This window comes from Serratia sp. NCCP-200, assembly GCF_059697885.1.
Genome location: NZ_BAAKUJ010000003.1, coordinates 881,579 through 905,708 on the forward strand (window position 1 = coordinate 881,579; position 24,130 = coordinate 905,708).

At 54.4% G+C, this 24,130-nt stretch carries 23 protein-coding genes; 7 read left to right on the top strand and 16 right to left on the bottom strand.

From position 1 onward, the window contains the following. Positions 1–102: 102 nt before the first annotated feature. Together tsaB and yoaA are read right to left on the bottom strand one after the other, a co-directional pair. Complete coding sequence (tsaB, locus tag AC6HVW_RS14195; protein ID WP_071683693.1) at positions 103–804, bottom strand: tRNA (adenosine(37)-N6)-threonylcarbamoyltransferase complex dimerization subunit type 1 TsaB; 702 nt, start codon at positions 802–804, stop codon at positions 103–105. 72 nt (positions 805–876) lie between these two features. After that, a complete protein-coding gene (gene yoaA / locus AC6HVW_RS14200) occupies positions 877–2,778 on the bottom strand; it encodes a DNA repair helicase YoaA (RefSeq protein WP_021181168.1) in 1,902 nt (633 codons plus the stop codon). 133 nt (positions 2,779–2,911) lie between these two features. Here yoaA and AC6HVW_RS14205 point away from each other — a divergent pair, with 133 nt between their 5' ends. Beyond that, positions 2,912–3,256, top strand: a complete 345-nt coding sequence (locus AC6HVW_RS14205) for a RidA family protein (protein ID WP_021181167.1) — start codon at positions 2,912–2,914, stop codon at positions 3,254–3,256. Positions 3,257–3,319: 63 nt separating this feature from the next. Here AC6HVW_RS14205 and mdtI read toward each other — a convergent pair whose 3' ends face one another. The 11 genes from mdtI to zwf form a co-directional block, all read right to left on the bottom strand. Beyond that, positions 3,320–3,649 carry a multidrug/spermidine efflux SMR transporter subunit MdtI gene (gene mdtI, locus AC6HVW_RS14210; RefSeq protein WP_021181166.1) on the bottom strand — a complete coding sequence of 110 codons (330 nt, stop codon included), beginning with the start codon at positions 3,647–3,649 and terminating at the stop codon, positions 3,320–3,322. Beyond that, positions 3,636–4,004, bottom strand: a complete 369-nt coding sequence (gene mdtJ, locus AC6HVW_RS14215; RefSeq protein WP_021181165.1) for a multidrug/spermidine efflux SMR transporter subunit MdtJ — start codon at positions 4,002–4,004, stop codon at positions 3,636–3,638. The genes mdtI and mdtJ overlap by 14 nt, the downstream gene beginning before the upstream one ends. 553 nt (positions 4,005–4,557) lie before the next feature. After that, positions 4,558–5,304, bottom strand: a complete 747-nt coding sequence (gene dagF / locus AC6HVW_RS14220; protein ID WP_071683372.1) for a 2-dehydro-3-deoxy-phosphogluconate aldolase — start codon at positions 5,302–5,304, stop codon at positions 4,558–4,560. Continuing rightward, a complete protein-coding gene (dgaE, locus tag AC6HVW_RS14225) occupies positions 5,291–6,415 on the bottom strand; it encodes a D-glucosaminate-6-phosphate ammonia lyase (RefSeq protein WP_071683371.1) in 1,125 nt (374 codons plus the stop codon). The genes dagF and dgaE overlap by 14 nt, the downstream gene beginning before the upstream one ends. A gap of 10 nt (positions 6,416–6,425) precedes the next feature. Continuing rightward, complete coding sequence (locus AC6HVW_RS14230) at positions 6,426–7,286, bottom strand: PTS system mannose/fructose/sorbose family transporter subunit IID (protein WP_161629439.1); 861 nt, start codon at positions 7,284–7,286, stop codon at positions 6,426–6,428. Then, complete coding sequence (locus tag AC6HVW_RS14235) at positions 7,286–8,032, bottom strand: PTS mannose/fructose/sorbose/N-acetylgalactosamine transporter subunit IIC (RefSeq protein ID WP_071683370.1); 747 nt, start codon at positions 8,030–8,032, stop codon at positions 7,286–7,288. The genes AC6HVW_RS14230 and AC6HVW_RS14235 overlap by 1 nt, the downstream gene beginning before the upstream one ends. Before the next feature lie 32 nt (positions 8,033–8,064). Then, the gene (locus AC6HVW_RS14240; RefSeq protein WP_071683369.1) at positions 8,065–8,550 is read right to left on the bottom strand and encodes a PTS sugar transporter subunit IIB; all 486 of its coding nucleotides are present in this window, start codon (positions 8,548–8,550) and stop codon (positions 8,065–8,067) included. 5 nt (positions 8,551–8,555) lie between these two features. After that, positions 8,556–8,972, bottom strand: a complete 417-nt coding sequence (locus AC6HVW_RS14245; protein WP_021806651.1) for a PTS sugar transporter subunit IIA — start codon at positions 8,970–8,972, stop codon at positions 8,556–8,558. Between the two features lie 137 nt (positions 8,973–9,109). Further along, entirely contained in the window at positions 9,110–11,920 is a 2,811-nt protein-coding gene (gene dagR, locus AC6HVW_RS14250; protein WP_071683368.1) for a transcriptional regulator DagR, read from the bottom strand. 191 nt (positions 11,921–12,111) lie between these two features. After that, complete coding sequence (locus tag AC6HVW_RS14255) at positions 12,112–12,753, bottom strand: bifunctional 4-hydroxy-2-oxoglutarate aldolase/2-dehydro-3-deoxy-phosphogluconate aldolase (protein ID WP_021181159.1); 642 nt, start codon at positions 12,751–12,753, stop codon at positions 12,112–12,114. Between the two features lie 286 nt (positions 12,754–13,039). Beyond that, on the bottom strand, positions 13,040–14,515 hold the full coding sequence (zwf, locus tag AC6HVW_RS14260) for a glucose-6-phosphate dehydrogenase (protein WP_021181158.1): 1,476 nt from the start codon (positions 14,513–14,515) through the stop codon (positions 13,040–13,042). Between the two features lie 392 nt (positions 14,516–14,907). Here zwf and AC6HVW_RS14265 point away from each other — a divergent pair, with 392 nt between their 5' ends. From AC6HVW_RS14265 to AC6HVW_RS14280, 4 genes are all read left to right on the top strand, one after another. Then, positions 14,908–15,774: a MurR/RpiR family transcriptional regulator gene (locus AC6HVW_RS14265; protein ID WP_037376120.1), complete on the top strand. Its 867-nt coding sequence runs from the start codon at positions 14,908–14,910 to the stop codon at positions 15,772–15,774. 190 nt (positions 15,775–15,964) lie between these two features. After that, entirely contained in the window at positions 15,965–17,407 is a 1,443-nt protein-coding gene (gene pyk / locus AC6HVW_RS14270; protein WP_021181157.1) for a pyruvate kinase, read from the top strand. A 75-nt stretch (positions 17,408–17,482) separates the two neighbouring features. Then, positions 17,483–18,364, top strand: coding sequence for a leucine-rich repeat domain-containing protein (locus tag AC6HVW_RS14275; protein ID WP_071683367.1), 882 nt, complete (start codon positions 17,483–17,485; stop codon positions 18,362–18,364). A gap of 292 nt (positions 18,365–18,656) precedes the next feature. Beyond that, positions 18,657–18,809 (top strand): Hok/Gef family protein, encoded by a 153-nt coding sequence (locus tag AC6HVW_RS14280; protein ID WP_021181155.1) that lies wholly within the window; start codon positions 18,657–18,659, stop codon positions 18,807–18,809. A 222-nt stretch (positions 18,810–19,031) separates the two neighbouring features. Here AC6HVW_RS14280 and lpxM read toward each other — a convergent pair whose 3' ends face one another. From lpxM to znuA, 3 genes are all read right to left on the bottom strand, one after another. Further along, on the bottom strand, positions 19,032–20,000 hold the full coding sequence (gene lpxM, locus AC6HVW_RS14285) for a lauroyl-Kdo(2)-lipid IV(A) myristoyltransferase (protein ID WP_071683366.1): 969 nt from the start codon (positions 19,998–20,000) through the stop codon (positions 19,032–19,034). A gap of 190 nt (positions 20,001–20,190) precedes the next feature. After that, positions 20,191–21,513 (bottom strand): murein DD-endopeptidase MepM, encoded by a 1,323-nt coding sequence (gene mepM / locus AC6HVW_RS14290; protein WP_037376005.1) that lies wholly within the window; start codon positions 21,511–21,513, stop codon positions 20,191–20,193. Between the two features lie 21 nt (positions 21,514–21,534). Continuing rightward, positions 21,535–22,476, bottom strand: a complete 942-nt coding sequence (gene znuA / locus AC6HVW_RS14295; protein WP_071683692.1) for a zinc ABC transporter substrate-binding protein ZnuA — start codon at positions 22,474–22,476, stop codon at positions 21,535–21,537. Between the two features lie 78 nt (positions 22,477–22,554). Between znuA and znuC the strand changes: the two genes are divergently transcribed. Further along, the gene (gene znuC, locus AC6HVW_RS14300; RefSeq protein ID WP_021181151.1) at positions 22,555–23,313 is read left to right on the top strand and encodes a zinc ABC transporter ATP-binding protein ZnuC; all 759 of its coding nucleotides are present in this window, start codon (positions 22,555–22,557) and stop codon (positions 23,311–23,313) included. Continuing rightward, positions 23,310–24,095: a zinc ABC transporter permease subunit ZnuB gene (znuB, locus tag AC6HVW_RS14305; protein WP_021181150.1), complete on the top strand. Its 786-nt coding sequence runs from the start codon at positions 23,310–23,312 to the stop codon at positions 24,093–24,095. Before znuC ends, znuB begins: the two co-directional genes overlap by 4 nt. Positions 24,096–24,130: the final 35 nt, after the last annotated feature.

Here is a 24,130-nt window from a genome sequence, read left to right on the forward strand (position 1 = left end):
CGCAATCTCCTGAATTAGCTGTAACTTCGACAACGTTCATCAGTGCAAGTTGCAGGCGGAGCTGTTTTCTATCGGCGGCAACTTTAGATTAACTATAGGAAACTATTCGCGCCCCGGTAGCTTCTTCCAGGTGACTTCGTTACGCAAATAGGTCGGTTCAGCATTCTCCACGCTAACCGCCAGGCCTTGTTGCCAAGCCTGTAGCGCCAGAGGCAGCATATCTTCGGCCTGCGGCAACAGCATTTGCCCGTCGGTAACGTGCAGCGAGGAACCTGCAACCAAATCTGGGTAGGTTTGCCAACCAGTCCCCACATGGGCCCAATCGCCTTGCAAATGTTGCGCTCGCTCCAGAGCCTGCTGTGGAGACAGCACCGCTTCCCCTGCGCTTTCCAGCCACTGGCCATCAGGCTGGCGTTCAAACTGGCCCCAATAGACTTCGCCCATGCGGGCATCTATCGCCGCCAACACTCGTTGCGCGCTGGTCATGCGCCAGGCACCTTGCGCCATGGTTTGCAACGTGGAAATCCCGATCATCGGCAGTTCGGCGCCGAGCGCCAACCCTTGGGCAATACCAATGCCGATACGCACGCCGGTAAAGCTACCGGGGCCACGGCCAAAGGCCAAGGCATCGAGTTGTGAAAGGGATAATCCGGATTCGGCCAGCACCTGCTGCACCAGCGGCAAAATGCGCTGGGTGTGCTCGCGTGGGCACAGTTCAAACAGGGCATGAACTTCGCCTTGATTCCAGATTGCGACAGAACATGCTTCCGTCGCCGTATCGATCGCTAAAATTCGCGTGGACATGCCAAACCTCAGGCGGGAAATATCAGTGGTTTCATACAGGGCGCGCATTGTAGCACACCCCAGAAGTCGCGCCTATTCACCCTTGAGGAAGGCAATAGCCTGTGCCAGATCGCGGGTACGTGGCGTTGGTGGCAGGCTGTTGAGAAACACTTCACCATAAGGGCGCATCACCAGGCGGTTATCACAAATCACCAGCACGCCCCGATCGTCGGTATCGCGGATCAGACGGCCAACCCCCTGCTTGAGCGTAATCACTGCATCGGGCAGTTGCACATCATTGAACGGGTCACCGCCGCGTAAACGGCAATCTTCAATGCGCGCCTTCAGCAACGGATCGTCCGGCGAGGTAAAGGGCAACTTATCGATAATCACGCAGGAGAGCGCATCACCGCGCACGTCAACCCCTTCCCAGAAGCTGCTGGTTGCCACCAGTAACGCATTGCCCGCTTCGACAAACTGCGCCAACAGTTGACCCTTGCTGGTTTCCCCTTGCAACAGCACCGGCAGCGTCAAGGTGGCGCGGAACTCTTCGGCCAGCTCACGCATCATCTGATGCGAGGTGCACAGGAAGAAACAGCGGCCCTGGTTAGCCTCAATCATTGGCCGCAGCATTCGGGCCAGCTGACGTGCACCACCGGGTTGATTCGGCGAGGGCAGGAAACGTGGCACACAGAGCAACGCCTGATTGGCATAGTCAAACGGGCTGGGTAGCAGTAGGGTTTTGGCCTTATTCAGCCCCAAGCGATCGGTAAAATGGCCCATTTGCTCATTCACCGACAGCGTTGCCGAGGTGAAAATCCAACTGCCCGGCTTTTCGTCCAGCATCTCGCGGAAGCGGTCTGATACCGTCAATGGCGTGAGCGCCAACACAAAACTGCGCGAGTTACATTCATACCAATAGCTGAAGCCGGGTTCGTTGACCTCTTTGAGCCGCTTAAGACGGGCGCGGAACTGCGTCGCACGCTCGAAGGCGGCATCCAGCAACGCCGAACGGCCAAGGGAAAGCTTGACCACGTCGTAACACAGCTCCAACGCATCATCGAGCAGCAGCAAGGCACGCTGGACGTTAGGTTGAGTGAGCACCTCACGAAGGTTACCGCGAAAACCTGGTTCTCCCAGCGCCAAACGGAAATCCTGCGTGCTCTGGCTGAGTCGATCGGCGCTCTTTTGCAACTGTGCGCTGTCGCGCACCTCGGTACGGTAAGCAATGGTGATATCTTTAGCCAGATCCATCAGTTGACGGCTGGTGAGCTGCTTGCCGAAGTATTGGCTGGCGATATCCGGGATCTGATGCGCTTCATCGAAGATCATCACGTCCGCTTCCGGGATCAGTTCGGCAAAACCGCCCTCCTTGACCACCATATCCGCCAGAAACAGATGATGGTTAACCACCACCACGTCGGCATCCATTGCCCGGCGTCGAGCCTTGACGACGAAGCACTCTTTATACAGCGGGCAATCGCTTCCCAGACAGTTATCGTTGGTGCTGGTCACCAGCGGCCAGACAAAGCTGTCTTCCGCCACATCGCTACAGGAGCTGATATCCCCTTCTTCCGTCAGGGTTGACCAACTGCGCAGCCGGACCAAATCGATCAGCGTCTGGCCAGCCAGATCGCCACCGGCCATGGATTGCTGCTCCAGACGTTCCAGGCACAGATAGTTGGAACGCCCCTTCAGCAGCGCCAGCTTGCCTTTGTATTTTAATGCCTTGGCCACGGTGGGCAGATCTCGGGCGTAAAGCTGATCCTGCAAGGCTTTGGAACCGGTGGAAATAATCACCTTGCGCTTTGAACGCAGCGCCGGTGCCAGATAGGCGTAGGTTTTACCGGTGCCAGTTCCTGCCTCGACGACCAGTTCCTGTTTGAAATTGATGGCTTCCGTTACCGCCTCTGCCATCAATCTTTGCGGTTCACGGGGTTTGAACCCTTTAATTGCCTGCGCCAATGCGCCTTCTGGTGCGAAATCGTCTGCCACGCTATCTCTCTGCCGGTATCATTCAGCGGTGATTATGCCAAGCCTGCCACGCCGCTACCACCGACTTTATCCACACACACATCCATTGCTGGCTGTGATACGCTTATGACGTTGATGATAAGGAGATAATTGCATGAATATCGAACGAATTGATCCGGCACAGCGCTGGTCAGAAGCGGTGATCCACAATGACACCGTTTATTACACCAGCGTCCCGGAAAATCTGGACGATGACGCTACAGCGCAAACCGCCAACACCTTGGCCGCTATCGATGTGCTGTTGGAGCGAGTGGGTTCGGACAAGAGCCGGATTTTAGACGCCACCATTTTCCTGGCCAACGGCGATGATTTTGCCGCCATGAATGCCGCCTGGGATGCCTGGGTAGTTGCAGGCAGCGCGCCGGTACGTTGTACCGTAGAAGCGCGTCTGATGAATCCTAAATACAAAGTTGAAATCAAGATCATCGCGGCGCTGTAAAACAAAAAACCGCAGGTCATACCCTTAATCCAAGAGGAGTTACCTGCGGTTTTTATTTGGCCGTTAAGCCAGTTTGATGATGACCATACCCGTCAATAACAGGGCCAGCCCCATCCAGCCTTTGGCATTGAGCCGTTGACCGAACAGGATCCAACCGGCAGCGATGGTGGCAGCAATACCGAAACCGCCCCACAGCGCATAAGCGACCGAAAGATCGATCCCCTTCACCGCCTGTGCCAGCGCGCTGAACGCCCCTAATACCGACACCAGAGACAACAGCCCCAGCCAAACTCGGCTAAAACCGTTCGACATCTTCAGAAAGATGTTGGCCACAATCTCCAGTACGATGGCCAAGGCCAGAAACCCAATGTGGTACAACTCAAGCTGTTGCATGGTTGTTACCTCGCGGGCTGACCTGTTTTCGTGGCTTGCGGGTGCCGGATTTCACCAGCAGGATCCCGGCAATCAACGCCACCAGACCCAGCACTTTCAGCGCAGAGATTGGCTCATCAAACAGCATCACGCTAAACAGGGTAATAAACAGGATGCCGATCCCCTCCCATAAGGCGTAAGCAACGCCCAAGGCCACGCGTTTTACCGCTAATGACAGCATGATGTAAGACAGGGTGATCATCACATACATGACGATATGTCCGGTCATACCGCCGCTGACGCTAGCGTATTTCATGGACAGGGTGCCGATAATTTCGGCGGTAATGGCAAAGCCTAAAAAGATCCAATAAATCATAATTTTTCTCCCAAACGGCGAATCACGCACGCTAAGGCGTATTTATCCCAATCTATCTCATCAAACAGGCGCACGGCGGCGCTTGAGATATAGAAATCTCTGGGGATAAACCTACCCAAACGTATTAAAGAAGTTTGCCCGGCAACGCCAAACGACGGGAAGTGAACCCAGTCATCAGCACCGGTTAAGGGAGAAAGACGCTATAGCTCGCTGCACCAGTGATGCTCACTGGCAAGAATGGCAGAAAGGAAAAGTTGGCAACAAGATGTTCTGAGAGGCGTTCCATTAAGTTTCATCATAATTATTCTCTATCTTCAGCCGCACACCGTGCGATTTGCCCAATATCCTCATGAATGTAAAATTTTCAACTGCATTAGTTTTACCATAGCGAAAATCAGAAAGCAAACCGCCGTTTTCACATTTAGCGAAAAAAAATGAGTTATAAATAAGAGCCTTAATGTTTTTAAAAATTAAAAAAAGGCTCATATTGACACCTGAGCCTTGTGAGAATTTCGCTAGCCGGTAAGTGCGGCAAATTCAGGCGCCACGCGCCTTAGCGCAGGATCTGTTTGATGCCTTCCAGCAGCAACGCGACCTCTTCGGCACGGGTCTCTCCACTGAGTGGATCAATGATGGAACTGTAAACGTGTGGCATCACCTTTGCGACTCCTGCGTCAAGACAGGTTTCCAGTATTGGCAGGAAGTTTCGCGTATCGATCCCGCCGGTGGGTTCGATCATGGTCATGCCATTGCGCACGCAACTTTCCGCCAATGCGCGCAGTTCTGCCAGCGACGATACCCCCCCCATCGGGAAGAATTTTGCCGCATGGCCACCCAGATCGAGGATCATACGTACCGCGCTGTCACAGCTCACCACGGCAGGCTCGCCCTGGCTGCTGTGAACTCCGGTGGAAATGATCACCTTCCCTGGCGTGCCGGTTGGCGAGATCAAGGCATTGATGCAGGTATTGCTGATGCCACGGGCCGCCAATGCACCCGCGGCAAAACCACAGCCTGTGAAGGTTTGGTTGACGTGTGCAGGCGCGGTGGCCGCCGCAATCATTGCCGCCTTATAAAACTGTGCCGCCGACCCTGCCCCCAAGCCAACGGAAATAGCCGGGATGTGCTCCATCCAGCGCTTCACCTCGGCCACACCCTGTTCGACGTTGGTGAACTGCGCCGAGATCACGCCAATAGCGGCATGTCCTTCAGCGGCATGGTGTACCTGTAATGCGTTAGGGATATCTTTGGCCAGCACGTTGATAGCCACTCGCCCCTGGTAAAAATCAAGCTGTTGCATGTTGCCCCCTGGCCTGTTGCACAATTTCCGTCAACCTCTCCACAATCAACGCAAAGTCGTCGTCGCGCAGCGCCCGTGGATCGAAGCTGAAGACGCCCTGATTCAGCCAGTAATGGCGGGTGTAAATCGCCACCTCGCCAGTGCGCAGTTGATCTTCCACCTGATAGGCGGTTAATCCTAGCCTGGAGGCGTCTACGCTTACCCGCACTCGATAAATCGCTCGCCCGGCTTCATCCTGTTCGATCTCCGCCTGTAGGCCCGGCAGCGCGGAAATCTGCTGTGCCAATTCGCGCAATGCCGGTAATTGGCGGCTCCAGTCCGGTTGATGTTGCTGATAATGATCCAGCGCCATCACCAGCCCCACCATGTTCTCCTTGCCGATCTTCATCGCACGCGCAATGCCGTTATGCTGGGCCTTGCAACAGGCGATCCAGTGCTGGTCGCCAGTGACAAAACCGGAGGTCGGTGCGTCCAGCGCTTTGGCCCCGCTATACACCACCATGTTGGCCCCGGCTGCAACATAGGCCCGCAAATCTTCCTCTGCGGCCGCATCCACAATCAGCGGCAGCCCGGCATCACGGGCCACGGAGACAAAATCGCTCAGCGCAACCATGCCCTTTTGCACACAGTGATGCGACTTGACGTAAAACAGCGCCGCCGTCTGCGCCGTGATGGCCTTTGCCAGTTGCCAGCGGGCCGCCAGATTGCTTTGCCCCACCTCAACCACCTTACCGCCGCCCAGCCGGATAGCGGTGGTGATCGGCGCACCGTAGTCAATATTGTGGCCACGCAGCATGACGATTTCATTTGCCAAACCTTCACTGCATGGCATCTGTGCCACCCGCTCCGGCTCCCCTCGGGTAATGGCTGCCGCGACCGCAATAGCCACTCCGGCGGAGGCGCAGGAGGTCACATAGCTGTCTTGCGCACCGGTATGCTGAGAGATGAGTTCGCCAACGCGATCCACCAGCGCATCAATTTCCACAAAGGCCGACGCCGCCTCGGCCGTGGCCGCCATCACTTCTTTCGGCACCGAAGAAACACCAAGGATGGTCATCTTGCCGCTGGCGTTGATCACCCGTTTCAACCCGAGCCGTTGATAAATATTCATCGCTGCTCCGTTACAAAATACCCAACAGGGAACACACCACGCTCAGTACCACTACCGAAAGCAGAATGGTGGTATAGCGCGGCCCTTTTTTGACCAGATAGAAGTAGATCGAGAACACCGCAGCAAGCGGCAACAGGCCGGGAGCGATGGAGTCCAGGATCTGTTGCACCACCACCTCAGAGCCTTCCAACGCGCTGATTTTCAGCGGCGAGGTGATCTTGACGTAGCTGGCAGACAGCGCTCCCATCATGATCAGCCCGAGCACGTTGGCCCCGTAGATCAGCTCTTTTATCTTGCCCCCTTGCAGCAGCCCGATGATCGATTCCCGCCCTAGCGTGTAGCCTTTGTGGGCCAAGCCGTAGCTGATCGCCATGGTGATCACGGTATACAACACCACCGGCATGATGCCGCCCATGGCGCTGCCGTTGGCCGCGAAGGGTATGAAGATGGCGATCAACAGCGGCATGATCGCCGCCCAGACCACCGAGTCACCAATTCCAGCCAGCGGCCCCATCAGGCCGGTTTTAATCCCGGTGATGGACGAATCGGAAATCGGCTCGCCACGGGTCTTCTGTTCTTCCATGGCGATGGCAACGCCCTGGATCACCGCACCAAAGGTCTGTTCACTGTTGAAGAAGTTCAGGTGGCGTTTCAGTGCCTCAACCTGCTCTTCTTTCTGCGGATAGAGCTTTTTAATAATCGGCGTCATTGAGGCGCAAAAAATCAGGCTCTGTAAACGTTCATAAGAGTTGGAGACTTCGGCTCCCAACCAGTAAATAAACCAGGCTTTGGTGATGTCCCGCTTGGTCAGCACGTTGGTTTGGCGTGCTCTTTCCACCAGCTCGTGTTGCATGATGTCGCTGCTCATGATCAGACTCCCTCACCTTTGGCCATGTTTTTAACCAGGAATGCCGCGCAGGTACCGAAGATGGCCATCGCCATGATGTCGACCTTGAGATACAACACCGCGAAGAACCCGGCAATGAAGTAAGGCAGCAGGCTTTTCTTGCCGATAACCATGATGGTGATCGCAAAGCCCAGCGCAGGCAGGATGCCGCCCATAATTTCGAACGAGTGGGTCAGCCAATGTGGCATCAGCGCCAGGAACTTCTCGACCACGCCCTGACCGAAATAGTTGGCGGCAAACACCACCGGGAAGCGGATCACCAGGCCAAGCAGTGCCGGATATAGGAAGGCACAGCGCATGATCCCGCTGATATTGGCCTCTTCCGCGTGCTTATCGGCCATATGTACCCAAACGGCGTTCACGGTACGGCGTAACTGGTCAACGAACACACCTATCACCCCAAACGGGATTGCCAACGCGATCGCCAGGTTAGGATCCATCCCTGCTTTCACGGCGATCGGCAGCGCGATACAGGCCGCCAGCGCCGGATCTGAAGGGACGTTCCCACCCGGCGTAGAGGTGACACCCAGATACACCAACTGCATCCCGGCGCCGATAATCATCGCCGTTTTCATATCCCCCAGCAGGAAGCCGACGAATACCGCGATGGCGATGGGTTGCACCAACATCCCCGAGAGGGTGTAGCCCAAGCGCAGGCGGGCAAACCAGTAATACAGCCCCATACAAATGGCAACGGTCAAGTTATCCATGGTATTGCTCCTAATCGATCAGATGCCGAATATCAGAACTTCTTCAAAATATCTGCCAGTGCCTGCGGCTTGTCTTCCGGGATGGTCTGGAAGAACACCGTCACACCGCGTTGCTGTAGGTCACGCAGGATCGCTACATCAGCCTCATCCAGCGTAATGTTCTGGAATACCGCTTTACGGTTCGGCCCACCGCCCAGGCCACCCACCTGGATATTTTTGACGTCAAACCCGTCGACCACCGCCTGTTGCACCGTAACCAGGTTCGGGAACAAGACCAATACGCTGCCCTCCCCCAGTTGATTCTCCCGCCAAGCCGCCGCAAAACTCTGGTTGCCATAGCAATCCACTTTCACATTCGGCGGAGCGGCCATCAGATAGATGCTTTTCATAAACGGATCGGCTTCCAGCTCATCACTCACTACCGCGATACGGTTGGCCTGCGACTGCCCAACCCACTTGGTAACGACCTGGCCGTGGATCAAACGGCTGTCAATGCGGCATAAAACGATGTTGGCCATAATGATTATTCCCCTGATGTTATTGATTTAATTTGTTTAACTACGTCGAGGCAACTGTTTCGCCCCAGTTCAACCAACTCGTCGAGATGGTTGAGAAAATTGCCCTGCTCACGTAAATCGATGGCAGCCAGCAGCAAGGTGGCATTCAGGCCGGAAATCACACCGATGGCGTAGTCACGGCTCAAGCGAGCCGCCACGTTAGAGGTGGTGCCGCCAATAAAGTCGGTGAGGATCAATGAACCCTCCGGCATGGTTTTCACCTGTTGTTCAACGCGTTCATGGAACTCCGCCAGCGTGTCGACCGGCATCAGCGCGATATCGAATATCCCGCTGGTTTCGCCAATCACCATGCGGACGCTTTCACGCAGTTGTTGGCCCCAGCCGCCGTGGGTCAGTAGTAAAATCTGTGGTAATGCAGCCAAAATGGCCTCCTGGCAATCTATTGAAAGTCATTGAAAATTTCCGTTCCCTAGAGATATAGCAATGCCTGTGCCAATTTTGTGGCACACCGGAGGGAGGTCAGTGGTGAGCGGGCCGTGAAGGCCCGCTATGGCAGGGTCTAGCGGTAGAGAAGCTCGTAGATATAAAAATATTCCGCATCGGACAGGCGGATAGAATAGGCACGCTCAATCGGCGAAAACGCGTCTTTGATGACAGAAAACGCCTGTTGGTCGATATCCTGCTGGGCATCCAGGGCAATCTGTAACGGTTTGTGGCTTAAAACGATACGCTCCACCATGCAACAGCAGTGGATCAGGAAGCGAAGTGTCACTTGCCTTGAGGGCTGTAGATCCAGCGTGCGGCAAATCTGATGCAACACCGCTTCGATCTCTTGCAGGATACGTTGAGGATTGAGCACGGAAATATGGTTGATGATGCTCTCCAGCGTCAGCGCGCTGATAAAGCGCATTGAACAGCGCTCCACCTGCAACTGGCGTTCGGCGCTGCCAAGGTCCGGGTTCAACAGGCTGAGCACCAGTTCCGGCCCCTGTTCGGAGAACAGCTCTTCCAACGCGATAAACGGGATATCCGGCAAGCCGGGCTGGAAGGTGCCCACTATCCCCACCAGACGCTCGTTACCGCCTATCGCCTGACGCAACCGCTCCAGGCTGCGCACTTCGTTGTAATCCACCAATACCATGCGGGTGTCTTCCGCCATCAGCTCACCGAAGCTTTCCTCCAGCACTTTCTTGATCTTCACCGCCGTGCCCATCCCGGTGATACAGGAAATTGCCAACACCTTGCCGATCTCATCTTCACGCTGGTCGCAAAGCTGATGGGCAATCCCTTTGCTGGCCATCAGTTCCATCAAGGGCGCGAAATCACTGGTTTCATAGGTAAGATCCAGCCCAATCTCCAGCAACGCCCCCAGGGTGATGTTCTGGATCAGCAGCACATCGATGTGGAACAGTTTGCTGACGGTGCTGGCAAAGTGCACCAACGAGCCGATATCCACTATCAGGATCAGGCGCTGATAGCGCTTTTCCCGTAGTGTGGCGATCAGTAATTCCAATGTGTCATGCACCGACTGCTCGAACGGCATATCGATGGCGGTAAACAGCTCACATTCCAGCACCCGATTGACATAGTGCGCCATGCTGCTAGCCGTGGTGGTGCCGTGGCCGATCAACATGGCACCGCAGTCAGGGCTAACCTCCTTGCGCTGGCGGAAACTACGGCACTCCTTCAAAAACAGGCACAGGTAGACGATTTCCGTCGACGGACATTGGATGTGGAAGATTTCATTGATTTTGCGGCATAGCTGGTTGGCGTTATCGTACTCATCCTTGCAGTAATCCAGGATCAGGCTGGAGGAGTACAGGTTGGGGATCAGGCCTTTCTGCACATAGGAAAGCAGCGCCAGCAGGTGTTTACGCAGATGGCCGGCCATATTCTGTGGCAGCGGGAAACCCAACACCTGTTCAATGCAGCCAATCAACAACGTAATGCGTTGCTCGACCTGGCCGCCATAATAGCGTTCCTCACTTTCCCCGCCGTTGCGGCTGTAAAGCCCATATTCAAAAATGGTACGTAGCTTGTTCTTCAGGATCGACAGGGTTTCCTGCGGCGGCACGTTGCTGTTGCGCAGGTTGACGTATTCGCGCGTCAGATAGGTGTAAAACAGATCGCTGTCCTGCTCGCTGCTCAAGGCGCTCAGATGCTGCTTGAGCTGTTCGAGAGGCTGTGAGCTGATATCCAGATACTCCTGCTGACCAAATATCGCGTCCACCAGCAGGCGACTGCTTGCGCTGGCAGAGTGCGGGACATCCATCAGCCGCTTATCCAGCAACAGCCTCGGGCTACTGTGCCCCATACCGCTGGCCCAGGCCTGGGCACAGAGAAACTGGATATCGCTTTTAAGTTGGCCGATATTGCCGCTCAGCGGCTTCTCCAGCAGATAGAGCAGCAGCCCCTTATCCAAACGGATAATGCGGCCAATCTTGCGGCTCTCGAGCTGTAAGAAACCGGTAATGATTTCTACCTGCTCCTCCAATGAGCGCTCCCGCAACGCCGGTATGGCAATCGAGACCTGAATACGCCGCAGGAAAGTACGTAGCAGCGTTGAGTCTGGGCTTTCGGTGGTAGCGCAGATCAGCCGTACGCTGATGGGTCGGGCTTTCTCGCTTGAACCCAGTGGCCGATATTCACCTTTATCCAGGATCGAAAACAGTTTCTCCTGCCCTTCGTAGGGCAAGCGGTGGACTTCATCGAGTAACAGAAAGCCACCGTCCGCCTGTTCGATCAGGCCACGTTTGCTTTCAATCGCGCCGGTAAACGCGCCCTGTTTGTGACCAAACAGATGGGATGAAAGCAGCTCCGGGTTATGGGAATACTCGGCACAGTTGAAATACACCAACGGGATTTGGCGCTGGGGCTGTTGCACCATGGCGAATTGGTGCATCACCTCGGCAAAGAAGGTTTTCCCCACCCCGGAAGGCCCGGTAAGCAACACATGCAGTCCACCGGGATAAAGCACCGCCGCCTTACCCTTCTCTACCGACAACCTCAGGCTGCGGTCATAGCCAATCACCGTATGAAAAGGATCGTCACTGGCTGGCTGCGGCAAGGCTTTGGCGGGTAATAACGCCAGTAAATCTTTTGCTGCCAACCTGTCATCTGGCAACGACTGCTCAATCAGTTGCTCACAGACTGCCCGGTGCAAAAACAGCACGGGACGGGATTTAATCTTGATGACCAATCGCTCAGCGTGCAGCTCGTTGAGATCTTTACTGACAGAGTTACGTGCCAATCCCAGGTTGAAAGCGATGGTTTCCGCGGCGAAACCGCCAGCGCTTTGTTCAAGCGTTTCCCGGTTAAGCGTAAGGGTAAGACGTTCCAGCTCCTGGCGAACTGCATCTTTACGTTTCATTTTAACCTGTTGTTATTATTAGTTATAAAGAAGAAATAGACGGTAATTGGCAAGCGGGCAGCCAATCTAACCAAAAGTCATCCTAATACAGGGTTAGGGAAAACAACCACCGCAAAATGTGAAGTTGTGGTATTTACAGGCAAAAAAATGCCAATCACAGAGGATTGGCATCAGCAGGAGCGAACGCGGGTTTAGGCAGTAGCACCCTTGACGGCTTCACGCGCCAATTCGGTGATACGTGCATAGTCGCCGCTTTCCAGCGCATCCGCAGGCACTAACCAGGAGCCACCGATGCACAGCACGCTTTTCAGTGCCAGATAGTCACGATAGTTGTTCGGCGTGATGCCACCCGTTGGACAGAAGCGCACCTGTGAGAACGGCCCGGCAATGGCTTGCAGCGCCTTGACGCCGCCGTTGGCCTCCGCTGGGAAGAATTTAAACTCGCGCAGGCCATAATCCATCCCCAACATCAGCTCGGAAACTGTGCTGATACCCGGGATCAATGGAATACTGCCTGCGGTAGCAGCTTTCAGCAGATCGGCGGTCAGGCCAGGGCTGATGGCAAACTGAGCGCCAGCCTCGGTCACTTCCTGCAGCTGTTGTGGATTGATCACCGTGCCCGCACCAATGATGGCATCAGGAACTTCTTTGGCGATCGCACGAATCGCGTCCATCGCACAGGCGGTACGCAGCGTCACTTCCAGCACGCGCACGCCACCTGCAACCAGTGCTTTAGCCAACGGCACAGCGTGTTCCAGCTTGTTAATCACAATCACCGGAACTACGGGGCCTGCCGTCAGGATTTGTTCTGCACTGGTTTTCCAGTTTTTCATCGTCATTCTCTCCATTACTTTCGGTTGGTGTATGGCACGCCCCTGCCACAGGGCTCCGCATCGCTGCAGATTCCGATCGCACCGCTAAAAGCCAGCAGACAGGCTGACGCCGGTCACCTAGGCTAATTCTGTTGACGTGTTACCAGCCCCTACCGCTCCGAAAATAAATCGGTCTCAATCTACCTACGGCCTCAGAAAGAATACCTAGGCAGCGGCGAGCTCGATCGGTTCCCTCTCCTTTTGGGAGAGGGTTAGGGTGAGGGAGAGGGAACTGGTTAATTGCTGCTTATTCGAATTCGTTCCACGAACGGCCATCGCGCGTGATCATCGCGACGGAAGCCACCGGCCCCCAAGTCCCAGACTGGTAGGGCTTAGGCGCTTCGTTGTCCGCTTTCCAGGCATCCATGATTGAGTCAACCCACTTCCAGGCCTCTTCCACTTCGTCACGGCGCACAAATAGCGCCTGGATACCACGCATGGTTTCCAGCAGCAGACGCTCATAGGCATCGGCCACGTGTTCCTGGTTAAAGGTTTCCGAGAAGCTCAGATCCAACTTGGTGGTTTGCAAACGATGCTTGTGATCCAGCCCCGGCACCTTGTTCAGCACCTGGATTTCGATCCCTTCGTCCGGCTGCAGGCGAATGGTCAGTTTGTTCTGTGGCAGTTGTTGATAGGAGTCACGGAACAGGTTCAGCGGTGGGTTTTTAAAGTACACCACCACTTCTGAACATTTGGTCGGCAAACGCTTACCGGTACGCAGATAGAACGGCACCCCGGCCCATTGCCAGTTGTCGATATCGACGCGGATGGAAACAAAAGTCTCGGTGTTGCTGCTCTTGTTTGCCCCTTCCTCTTCCAGGTAGCCCGGCACTTTTTTACCCTGCACAAAGCCTGCGGTGTACTGGCCGCGCACGGTGGTTTCCCGGACATTGGTCTGATCGATACGGCGCAGCGAGCGTAGCACTTTCACTTTCTCATCACGGATACGGTCAGTGGTCAGGTCTGCCGGTGGCGACATGGCGATCATGGTCAGGATCTGCAACAGGTGATTCTGGATCATGTCGCGCATCTGCCCGGCCTGATCGAAGTAACCCCAGCGCCCTTCAATACCCACCTCTTCCGCCACGGTGATCTGCACGTGATCGATAGTGCGGTTATCCCAGTTGGAAGCAAACAGGGAGTTGGCAAAGCGCAGCGCCAGCAGGTTCAGTACCGTTTCTTTGCCCAGATAGTGGTCGATACGGTAAACCTGGGATTCGTTAAAGTACTCAGCAACCTGATCGTTGATCACCCGTGAGGATGCCAGGTCAGTACCAAGTGGCTTTTCCATTACCACGCGCGCCGGCTCTTTGTTCAGCTTGGCCTCGCCCAGGCCCTTGCAGATGGCGCCAAAGGTGCTTGGCGGCATGGCGAAATAGTTGATGGTGGTACGATGTTTCTGGTCCAGCATCTTGCCCAATTCGGCGAAGTGCTTGCTGTCGTTGACGTCCAGATTGCAGAAGTCCAGGCGTGCGCTCAGCGTGGCCCAAAGCTCATCGTCCAGCTTTTCTTTCATAAAGGTGCCCAGGGCTTCCTTGACCACCTTGGTATAAGCTTCTTTATCCCACTCGGCACGGCCTACCCCGATGATACGGGTATCCGGGTGGATGTGACCGGCTTTCTCTAACTGGTACAGGGAAGGCAGCAGTTTACGACGCGCCAGATCGCCTTTCGCGCCGAAAATAACCAGGTCACAGGCCTGGGCTGTAGAGGTTACCGCCATGTTCATCTCCTCGATGCAGGATATTTGTAATTTTCTTACATTACTAATGTACTCTCTTTCGCTACGGCCAGTAAACCCGGATCAAAAGCAGAAAAAAAGGCCCCGAAACTACGGCGTTATCCCTGGTGCAGCGCGAACGCTGTTGGCAACAGGGAAAACTGTAATTTTCTGTCTTTTTTGACACTCTTTTACCATTATGAAAGTTAGACACAGGTCATGTTCTGGTGAAAAAAGCCAGCTTATCCCTTGTCGACACTGCCAACGCTTACCAGCACGTAGTATATTTTCATTAAACCGGATTGATTTCTCCTTTGATTGAAATCGACATACCCGATGGATCACCCGTGAAAGCAGGTGTCCGGCAGGTATAAACCATGAGTGACTCCCGTTATATGAATACGCTGGAAAAAATCCAGAGCCATCTGGAGCTCCTGAGCAAATCGGAAAGGAAAGTCGCCGAGGTGATCCTGGCCTCCCCACAAACCGCTATTCACTCCAGCATCGCCCGGCTGGCCAAACTGGCCGATGTCAGTGAGCCGACCGTTAATCGCTTTTGCCGCCGCCTGGAAACCAAAGGGTTCCCCGACTTCAAACTGCATCTGGCACAAAGCCTGGCTAACGGTACGCCCTATGTAAACCGCAATGTCGAAGAAAACGACACCGTTGCCGCTTACACCAGTAAGATCTTTGAGTCGGTGATGGCCAGCCTGGATACAGTAAAGGCAAATCTCGACATTACCGCAATCAATCGTGCGGTTGATCTGCTTACCCAGGCCAAAAAAATCTCGTTCTTCGGGCTCGGGGCCTCTGCCGCCGTGGCGCACGATGCCATGAACAAATTTTTCCGCTTCAATATTCCGGTGGTCTATTTTGACGATATCGTCATGCAGCGCATGAGCTGCATGAACTCCGTCGAGGGGGATGTCGTGGTACTGATCTCCCATACCGGGCGCACCAAGAATCTGGTCGAGATGGCGCATCTGGCACGAGAGAATGACGCCACGGTCATTGCCATCACCTCGAAAGATACTCCACTGGCCCAGGCTGCGACCCTCCCCCTACTGCTGGACGTGCCAGAAGATACCGATGTTTATATGCCAATGGTGTCCCGAATTGCGCAGTTAACCCTGATTGACGTGCTGGCCACCGGATTTACCTTGCGTCGAGGGGCTAAATTCAGAGATAACTTGAAGCGGGTCAAGGAAGCGTTGAAAGAATCGCGCTTTGATAAAGGGATCGTCCCCAACAGTTTCGACTGAAAACGGTTTTAAAAACCGCCGGTCAGATCACAAGTTGACCCGCGGGATTATAGTTGTACCCTGATAGCTCGTTCATACAGATAACCCAGATGAAAATTGGGTAGGCGAAAAGCGTCGGCCCCCTCATCCGGTTTCGTTATCTGACGTTCAGCAACACCAATACTTGCGTCACAAGTCAACGGAGTAATACATGACCAGACGGCTCAGAAGAACCAAAATCGTTACCACACTGGGTCCGGCTACCGACCGCGACAATAATCTGGAAAAGATTATTGCTGCTGGTGCGAACGTAGTTCGGCTTAATTTTTCCCACGGCAATGCAGAAGACCATCAGGCACGGGCAGATAAAGTGCGTGAGATTGCGGCCAAGCTGGGGCGTCATGTCGCTATCCTGGGCGATCTTCAGGGGCCAAAAATCCGCGTTTCCACCTTTAAGGAAGGCAAAATTTTCCTTAACATCGGCGACAAATTCCTGCTCGATGCCAACCTGACCAAGGGTGAAGGCGATAAAGAAAAAGTCGGTATCGACTATAAAGGCCTGCCTGCGGACGTGGTGCCTGGCGATGTGCTGCTGCTGGACGATGGCCGCGTACAGCTGAAAGTGCTGGAAGTTCAGGGCATGAAAGTGTTCACCGAAGTCACCGTCGGTGGCCCGCTGTCGAACAATAAAGGCATCAACAAACTGGGTGGTGGCCTCTCTGCCGAAGCCCTGACCGAGAAAGACAAAGCCGATATCCTGATCGCCGCCAAAATTGGCGTCGACTATCTGGCCGTCTCCTTCCCGCGCACCGGCGAAGACCTAAACTATGCTCGCCGCTTGGCACGTGACGCTGGCTGCAACGCCAAAATCGTGTCAAAAGTTGAACGTGCCGAAGCCGTATGCAGCGACGAAGCGATGGATGATATCATCCTGGCCTCCGACGTGGTCATGGTTGCCCGTGGCGATCTGGGCGTCGAAATCGGCGACCCGGAGCTGGTGGGTATCCAGAAGAAACTGATCCGTCGCGCCCGTACGCTGAACCGTGCAGTGATCACCGCCACGCAGATGATGGAATCGATGATCACCAATCCGATGCCGACCCGCGCCGAAGTGATGGACGTGGCGAACGCCGTGCTGGATGGTACCGATGCGGTCATGCTGTCTGCCGAAACCGCTGCGGGCCAGTATCCAGCCGAAACGGTAGCCGCCATGGCGCGTGTTTGCCTGGGTGCAGAAAAAATCCCAAGCATCAACGTATCCAAGCACCGTCTGGACGTGCAGTTCGACAATATCGAAGAAGCCATCGCCATGTCGACCATGTATGCCGCTAACCATCTTAAAGGGGTTACCGCCATCATCGCCATGACCGAATCTGGCCGCACCGCGCTGATGATGTCACGTATCAGCTCCGGCTTGCCGATCTTCGCCATGTCTCGCCATGAGCACACGCTGAACCTGACGGCGCTGTATCGCGGTGTCACCCCGGTCTACTTTGGCAGCCACAGCGATGGCGTTGCCGCCGCTAATGACGCTATCGCCCGTCTGCGTGATAAAGGTTACCTGGTGTCTGGCGATCTGGTGCTGGTTACCCAAGGTGACGTTATGAGCACCGTGGGTACCACCAATACCAGCCGCATCCTGCGCGTAGACTGATTACCGCGCATTTAATGTTAAGGCCGGTCGGTTTACGCTGACTGGCTTTTTTATTGCTATTTGGGGAACCTCTTCATGCTGCATCAACATCATCAGCAATATACTCGTGGCTCGCTGGATCTTGATGGACGGCAATTGGCCAATCTGGATAGTGAAGATCTCAGCGGCACCTCCCTGCAAAAAATCAGCCTGTACAATAATTGCCTGCCCCGCTTCCCCGAGCAGATTTTTCACCATCGTAACCTGAAAGTGCTCAACATTTCCTGCAACCAAATTGCCGAACTGCCGACGGAAATCGGTTTGCTCCGCCAGTTGCAAATGTTCGATTTTGGTCACAACCAGGCAGCATCAATTCCCGCCGAAATCGGGGAATTGCGTGAATTAAAGTATCTGTATTTAAGTGATAACGGCTTCAGCCAGCTACCCGATTCGCTGCGCCAGTTGCAAGCGTTGTGTTATCTGAATCTGACGGATAATCAGCTAGTGGAACTCCCCACGGCGCTGTGCGCCATGGCGGCGCTACAAGAGTTGCGTCTCTACAATAACGCCATCACCGCATTACCCTCTGAGATCGGTTTGTTGAGCCAGTTGCGTGAATTACACCTGATGAAAAACCGTCTCACTACCCTGCCCAGCGAGATCGCTCAACTGTCGGAGTTACAGGTGATGGATTTGGAAAATAACGCCATTGCGTACTTACCCGATCAATTTTGCCAATTACCTAAGCTGACTACGCTTAATTTACGTTTTAATCAGTTAACCCAATTGCCAGAGAATTTGGGTGCGTTAAGTTCACTGGCCTCATTGGATTTACGTGCCAATCGATTAAGCACATTACCGGCAAGCATGGCGCAGATGAAAAATCTGCGGCGACTGGACCTGCGTTGGAATGACTTCGACCATTATCCAGCGGTGCTTGAACCGCTGATCCAGCAGGGCTGTATGGTTCATTGCTAATTGCCTGACTAAAATCTGCAACGGTGAACTGTGGGTTTTTCAGGCCGTTGCAGAGCATTGTGTAACGCTGCACAGAGTTGGTATTTGGGAATAAAACAGACACGAGCCAGACGGGTGTGATGAATATACTACGCGTGGGTGCTCTGGATCTTTGTATCTGGAGCCAAATGCCAAAGTGATGGATACAAAGAGAAAAGCCCCGAGTCGATAACATCAACCCGAGGCCAACTCTAACGCCAGACAACGTTAGGTTAGCTTCTTACCTGCCGAGAGGCAAGGAGAAGGAAACACAATGTTGAATAAAGGAAACATCGTTAAACTGGTCGTTATCTGTACCACCGTTATTTTGCTGGTATGGCTAACGCGCAGCAAACTTTGTGAGCTGCGTATTCGATCGGGCAACACGGAGGTTGCGGCCATTTTGGCCTACGAATCCGAACGGTAAGGCAACCCAACGGCGGGGGCCTACTCCCGCCCGTTGGTTGTTGGCGTGTAGATCTTAGGAGCACCCTTCTCCTACAAACCAAAAGGACAGGTTATAGCCCGTCGTTACAGTTTGCCAAAAGCTGCTGAATTTGTAGGAAACGAACAGATTAGAGCGTAGGGGCGCCGCATACTGCGCTTATTTAGCAGAGTGTAACGCCCGGTAGAGAGTTGATAAGCTACGTTAACGATATAAATCGTCCCGCGAGTAAGGTTCAATCTCACCTTCCTTGCGCGTTTTCAGCAGTTTCAAAATCCAGGTATATTGCTCTGGATTAGGGCCCACCAGGTTTTCCACTTCTTCGTTCATGCGGCGCGCAATGTGAACATCGTCGGCTTCGGCCAGATCATCCATCGGCTCACGGATATAAATGTCCAGCATGCTGGTTTTACCATTATATACCGGGAATAGCGGCACGATCGCCGCTTTGCAGACTTTCATCAAGCGGCCGACCGCAGGCAATGTGGCTTTATAGGTCGCAAAGAAATCCACGAATTCACTGTGCTCGGCACCGTGATCCTGGTCAGGCAGATAATAGCCCCAATAACCATGGCGCACCGAACTGATAAAAGGCTTGATGCCATCGTTGCGGGCATGCATACGGCCACCAAACTTGCGGCGCACGCTATTCCACAGATAGTCGACCAGTGGGTTGCTCTGGTTATGGAACATCGCTGCCATGGGTTGCCCGCGCGCAGCCATCAGCATCGCTGGCACATCAACGGCCCAGCCGTGCGGCACCAGGAAAATCACGTTGCGCCCTTCCTCACGGATTTTATCCAGCACGTCTTCACCGTGCCAACGCACGCGCTTGAGTACTTTCTCCGGTTTGGTACAGGCCAGTTCCGCCATCAGGATCATCGATTGTGGCGCGGTGGCAAACATCTCATCGATAATTTGTTCGCGTTGCTGTTCTGACAGCTCCGGCATGCAATAAAGCAGATTGATACGGGCGCGGCGTCGTGCCCCTTTCGCAACCTTGCCAGCCAGTTTACCAATCGCACCCAGTAATGGGTCTCGCATTCGAGCAGGGACCAGAGAAATACCGGCCATCAGCCCGGTTCCCAACCAAACGCCCCAGTAGCGCGGATGATAGAAGGCTTTATCAAATTGTGGGATGAACTCTACGTTCGATTTCTTCTCGTTTTGCATGAGCTGCTCTTTATTCAACGCACCTGCTCGGAAGATATAAACTATATACCTAGTTGCAGTCAGGCGGGTGAGCCAGGTTAAAACCATCACCGTTCACTGACAAAATGCAGCTATCGTTATCTCGAGCAGGCACTAATAAAAACATCGGCCCGAAATCAGGCCGATGGGAAATCATAAGGGATAGCGACGGTTAATCCAGCTGCAGCTGTGGCACCACTTCCTTCACCTGTGCCAGGTAATCGCTGCGATCTTTACCCATCAGCCCTTCCGAGCGAGGCAACTTAGCCGTCAATGGGTTAACCGCTTGCTGGTTAGTCCACATTTCATAATGCAAATGTGGGCCGGTAGAGCGGCCGGTGTTACCGGAAAGCGCAATGCGATCGCCACGTTTCACCTTCTGCCCTGGCTTGACCAACAGCTTTTTCAAGTGCATATAGCGCGTGGTGTATTGGCGGCCATGGCGGATCGCCACATAGTTACCTGCCGCGCCACTGCGCTTGGCTATCACCACTTCACCGTCACCCACCGCCAACACTGGCGTGCCGACCGGCATGGCGAAGTCGACGCCTTTATGCGGTGCAATGCGCCCGGTCACCGGATTTACGCGGCGTGGATTAAAGTTGGAAGAAATGCGGAACTGTTTCATGGTCGGGAAACGCATAAAGCCACGCGCCAACCCGGAACCCTGACGATCGTAGAACTTGCCGTCATCGGCGCGGATGGCGAAGTAGTCTTTGCCGCTGCTGCGCATACGCACGCCCAACAGTTGGCTTTGCTCGCTCTTGCCGTCAAACTCTTCACGCGACATCAACACCGCGAACTGATCGCCTTTGCGCAGCTTGCGAAAATCAAGCTGCCATTGCAGGGCTTTGATCACCGCATTGATCTCGGCTCGGCTCAGGCCAGCCGCCGAGGCGCTGCTGACAAAGCTGCCGTTCAGCTTGCCGGTCAGCACGCTGTTGCGCCATTCACCCTTTTGGGTTTCCTTGGTTTCTTTGAAGGAATTGCCCACACGGTCATAGGTGCGGGTTTCACGGCGTGAAACTTCCCAGGTCAGGCGCTTGAGATCGCCATCTTCGGTAAGCGTCCAGGAGAGTTGCTGGCCGATTTTCAGGTTACGCAAATCGCGGTTCTGCGAAGCCAGCAGCGAAACATCCGACATTTCGATGCCGTACTGAGTCAGAATACTGCCGAGCGTGTCACCGGTCGAAACCACATATTCATGCACACCTTCCTCTCCGGCGACCTTCTGGTCCAGCTCATCCTCAGGGATGTCATCATCGGGGGTAGGTTGGTCGGCATCAATAGGTTCACTGGCTTCGGGCTGCAATGCCCTTAACTGGTTGGCTTCCAACTCGACGCTTTTAACGATAGGGTTATGTTCTGGGTGATAAACGGAAGGCCGCCAAACAGCGACGGCCAACGTAACGACTGTCAACGACCCTAGCATTACGCGATGGGGCCGAGGCAGGTTGTTATACGCCAGAGTGATAGTTCGGACTATCTTCTGCACTCAATAATATCCTCATAATCTTTACTTCAGGCAGCTCACGTACTGGTTGGACAGCGCTGTCAGGAAGTTCCCGTAGCTGTCTTTCCCCAGTGCGATGCCGGTGCCCAGCGGGTCCAGCGTTCCAGAACGCACATTGGTACCCTTGGCAACGGCATTAATTACGGCCGGTCTGAATTGTGGCTCAGCAAAAACGCAGACTGCTTTCTGCTCAACCAACTGTGTTCGAATTTGGTGTAAACGCTGTGCGCCAGGTTGAATTTCGGGGTTAACGGTAAAATGGCCCAATGGGCTCAAGCCGAAGTGTTTTTCAAAGTAGCCATAAGCGTCATGAAAAACAAAATATCCCTTACCTTGCACAGGCGTTAGCATCTTAACAAGATTTTTATCAGTTTGCGCTAGCTGATCCTCGAACTGGCGCAGGTTTGCGTCTAATTTGTCCTTCTTTTGCGGCATAAGTTCCAATAATCTGTCGTGAATCGCGATCGCGGTCACTTTTGCCACCTCTGGTGACAGCCAAACGTGCATATTATAGTCACCGTGATGATGGTCATGTCCATCGTCTCCATCCGCATGACTATGCGCTTCGGCTGCATGATCATGGTCATGATCGTCATCGCCTTTCATCAACAGCGGCTGTACCGCAGGCAGTTCACCGATCGCCAACTGCTTATTGGCGGGCAGTTGCGTCAAGGACTTGGTCAGAAAAGCCTCCATATCTGGTCCTACCCACAGTACCAGGTCGGCGCTACGCAGCCGCTGAATGTCCGACGGGCGCAAGGCGAAGTCGTGGGGCGAGGCACCGTCCGGTAATAAAATCTCGGTAGGCGTGACCCCATCTGCGATAGCGGATGCGATAAAGCCCAGCGGGCGGATAGAGGTCACTACGGCGGCCGTCGCATTGCCAGCCATTACCAAAGCCGTCGCCAGCAGAGTGCGTTGCAGCCATTTATTTTTCTGTACCATCATCAGTAATCCCGTCGTTTTCAGTAAAGAAGCGTGATATTATAACATTCGGTTAGTTCTGCAAAATGTAATCACGATATGTCTACACTGGCAACGCTAAAAAATATCTCTGTTTCTTTTGGTACCCGGCGGGTACTGACAAATATCTCTCTTAACCTGCAACCGGGTCGTATTCTGACGCTCCTCGGGCCTAACGGAGCCGGCAAGTCAACGCTGGTTCGCGTAGTGCTGGGCTTAATTGCCCCAACGGAAGGCACGCTGGAACGTCTGCCGGGGCTGCGCATTGGCTATGTGCCGCAAAAGCTGCATCTCGATGCCACCCTGCCCTTGACCGTCAACCGCTTTATGCGGCTCAAACCCGGGGTGAAAAAGGCCGATATCTTGCCCGCGCTCAAACGCGTGCATGCCGCGCACCTGTTGGATCAGCCCATGCAAAAGCTGTCCGGCGGCGAAAACCAGCGGGTGTTGCTGGCACGAGCGCTGTTGAATCAACCGCAGTTGCTGGTGCTGGATGAGCCCACGCAAGGGGTGGACGTTAACGGCCAGTTGGCGTTATATGACCTGATCGACCAATTGCGCAAAGAGCTGGGCTGCGCGGTGCTAATGGTTTCCCATGACCTGCACCTGGTGATGGCCAAAACCGACGACGTCCTGTGCCTGAACCAACACATCTGCTGCTCCGGCACGCCGGAAGTGGTGTCAATGCATCCGGAGTTTATCGCTATGTTCGGTAACCGGGGCGCTGAACAGTTGGCGATCTATCGCCATCACCATAATCATCGTCACGACCTGCAAGGCAGAATTGTGCTGAAAAAAACCGGGGGCCGTGAGGCATGATTGAACTGTTATTGCCCGGCTGGCTGGCCGGTGTGCTGCTGGCTGCAGCGGCGGGCCCGTTGGGTTCCTTTGTGGTCTGGCGCCGGATGTCATACTTTGGCGATACGCTGGCACATGCATCGCTGCTTGGCGTTGCCTTCGGCTTATTGCTGGACGTCAATCCGTTTTACGCCGTGATTGCCGTCACGCTACTGTTAGCCCTGGTGCTGGTTTGGCTGGAGCGCCGCCCGCAGTTATCGATCGATACGCTGCTCGGCATTATGGCGCATAGTGCGCTTTCGCTGGGTCTGGTGGTGGTCGCGCTGATGTCCAACGTGCGCGTAGATCTGATGGCTTATCTATTTGGGGATTTGCTGTCGGTGACGATCGGCGATATCTGGATGATCGGTACTGGCGTGGTGATTGTGCTACTGGTGCTCTGGTGGCAATGGCGCGATCTGCTATCGATGACCATCAGCCCGGAGATGGCTCATGTCGACGGCGTGAACCTGCCCCGAGCACGCACCATTTTAATGCTGGTCACCGCCTTGACCATCGGGCTGGCCATGAAATTTGTCGGTGCGCTGATTATTACGTCGCTACTGATTATCCCAGCCGCAACCGCACGGCGTTTTGCCCGCACTCCTGAACAAATGGCCGGTTATGCGGTATTGATAGGGATAATTGCGGTCACCGGTGGGCTAACCTTCTCGGCGTTTTACGATACGCCAGCTGGGCCCTCGGTAGTGTTAAGCGCTGCGGTGCTGTTTGTACTGAGCCTGTCGAAAAAGCAGCAGGCTTGATCTCATTACGCCAGGGTCTCCCCTGGCGTAACTCC

Coding starts and splice junctions, on each gene's coding strand:
- tsaB (WP_071683693.1), bottom strand. CDS start 804: ATGTCCACGCGAATTTTAGCGATCGATACGGCGACGGAAGCATGTTCT.
- AC6HVW_RS14205 (WP_021181167.1), top strand. CDS start 2,912: ATGAATATCGAACGAATTGATCCGGCACAGCGCTGGTCAGAAGCGGTG.
- mdtI (WP_021181166.1), bottom strand. CDS start 3,649: ATGCAACAGCTTGAGTTGTACCACATTGGGTTTCTGGCCTTGGCCATC.
- mdtJ (WP_021181165.1), bottom strand. CDS start 4,004: ATGATTTATTGGATCTTTTTAGGCTTTGCCATTACCGCCGAAATTATC.
- dagF (WP_071683372.1), bottom strand. CDS start 5,304: ATGCAACAGCTTGATTTTTACCAGGGGCGAGTGGCTATCAACGTGCTG.
- dgaE (WP_071683371.1), bottom strand. CDS start 6,415: ATGAATATTTATCAACGGCTCGGGTTGAAACGGGTGATCAACGCCAGC.
- AC6HVW_RS14235 (WP_071683370.1), bottom strand. CDS start 8,032: ATGGATAACTTGACCGTTGCCATTTGTATGGGGCTGTATTACTGGTTT.
- AC6HVW_RS14240 (WP_071683369.1), bottom strand. CDS start 8,550: ATGGCCAACATCGTTTTATGCCGCATTGACAGCCGTTTGATCCACGGC.
- dagR (WP_071683368.1), bottom strand. CDS start 11,920: ATGAAACGTAAAGATGCAGTTCGCCAGGAGCTGGAACGTCTTACCCTT.
- AC6HVW_RS14255 (WP_021181159.1), bottom strand. CDS start 12,753: ATGAAAAACTGGAAAACCAGTGCAGAACAAATCCTGACGGCAGGCCCC.
- zwf (WP_021181158.1), bottom strand. CDS start 14,515: ATGGCGGTAACCTCTACAGCCCAGGCCTGTGACCTGGTTATTTTCGGC.
- AC6HVW_RS14265 (WP_037376120.1), top strand. CDS start 14,908: ATGAATACGCTGGAAAAAATCCAGAGCCATCTGGAGCTCCTGAGCAAA.
- pyk (WP_021181157.1), top strand. CDS start 15,965: ATGACCAGACGGCTCAGAAGAACCAAAATCGTTACCACACTGGGTCCG.
- AC6HVW_RS14275 (WP_071683367.1), top strand. CDS start 17,483: ATGCTGCATCAACATCATCAGCAATATACTCGTGGCTCGCTGGATCTT.
- AC6HVW_RS14280 (WP_021181155.1), top strand. CDS start 18,657: ATGTTGAATAAAGGAAACATCGTTAAACTGGTCGTTATCTGTACCACC.
- lpxM (WP_071683366.1), bottom strand. CDS start 20,000: ATGCAAAACGAGAAGAAATCGAACGTAGAGTTCATCCCACAATTTGAT.
- znuA (WP_071683692.1), bottom strand. CDS start 22,476: ATGGTACAGAAAAATAAATGGCTGCAACGCACTCTGCTGGCGACGGCT.
- znuC (WP_021181151.1), top strand. CDS start 22,555: ATGTCTACACTGGCAACGCTAAAAAATATCTCTGTTTCTTTTGGTACC.
- znuB (WP_021181150.1), top strand. CDS start 23,310: ATGATTGAACTGTTATTGCCCGGCTGGCTGGCCGGTGTGCTGCTGGCT.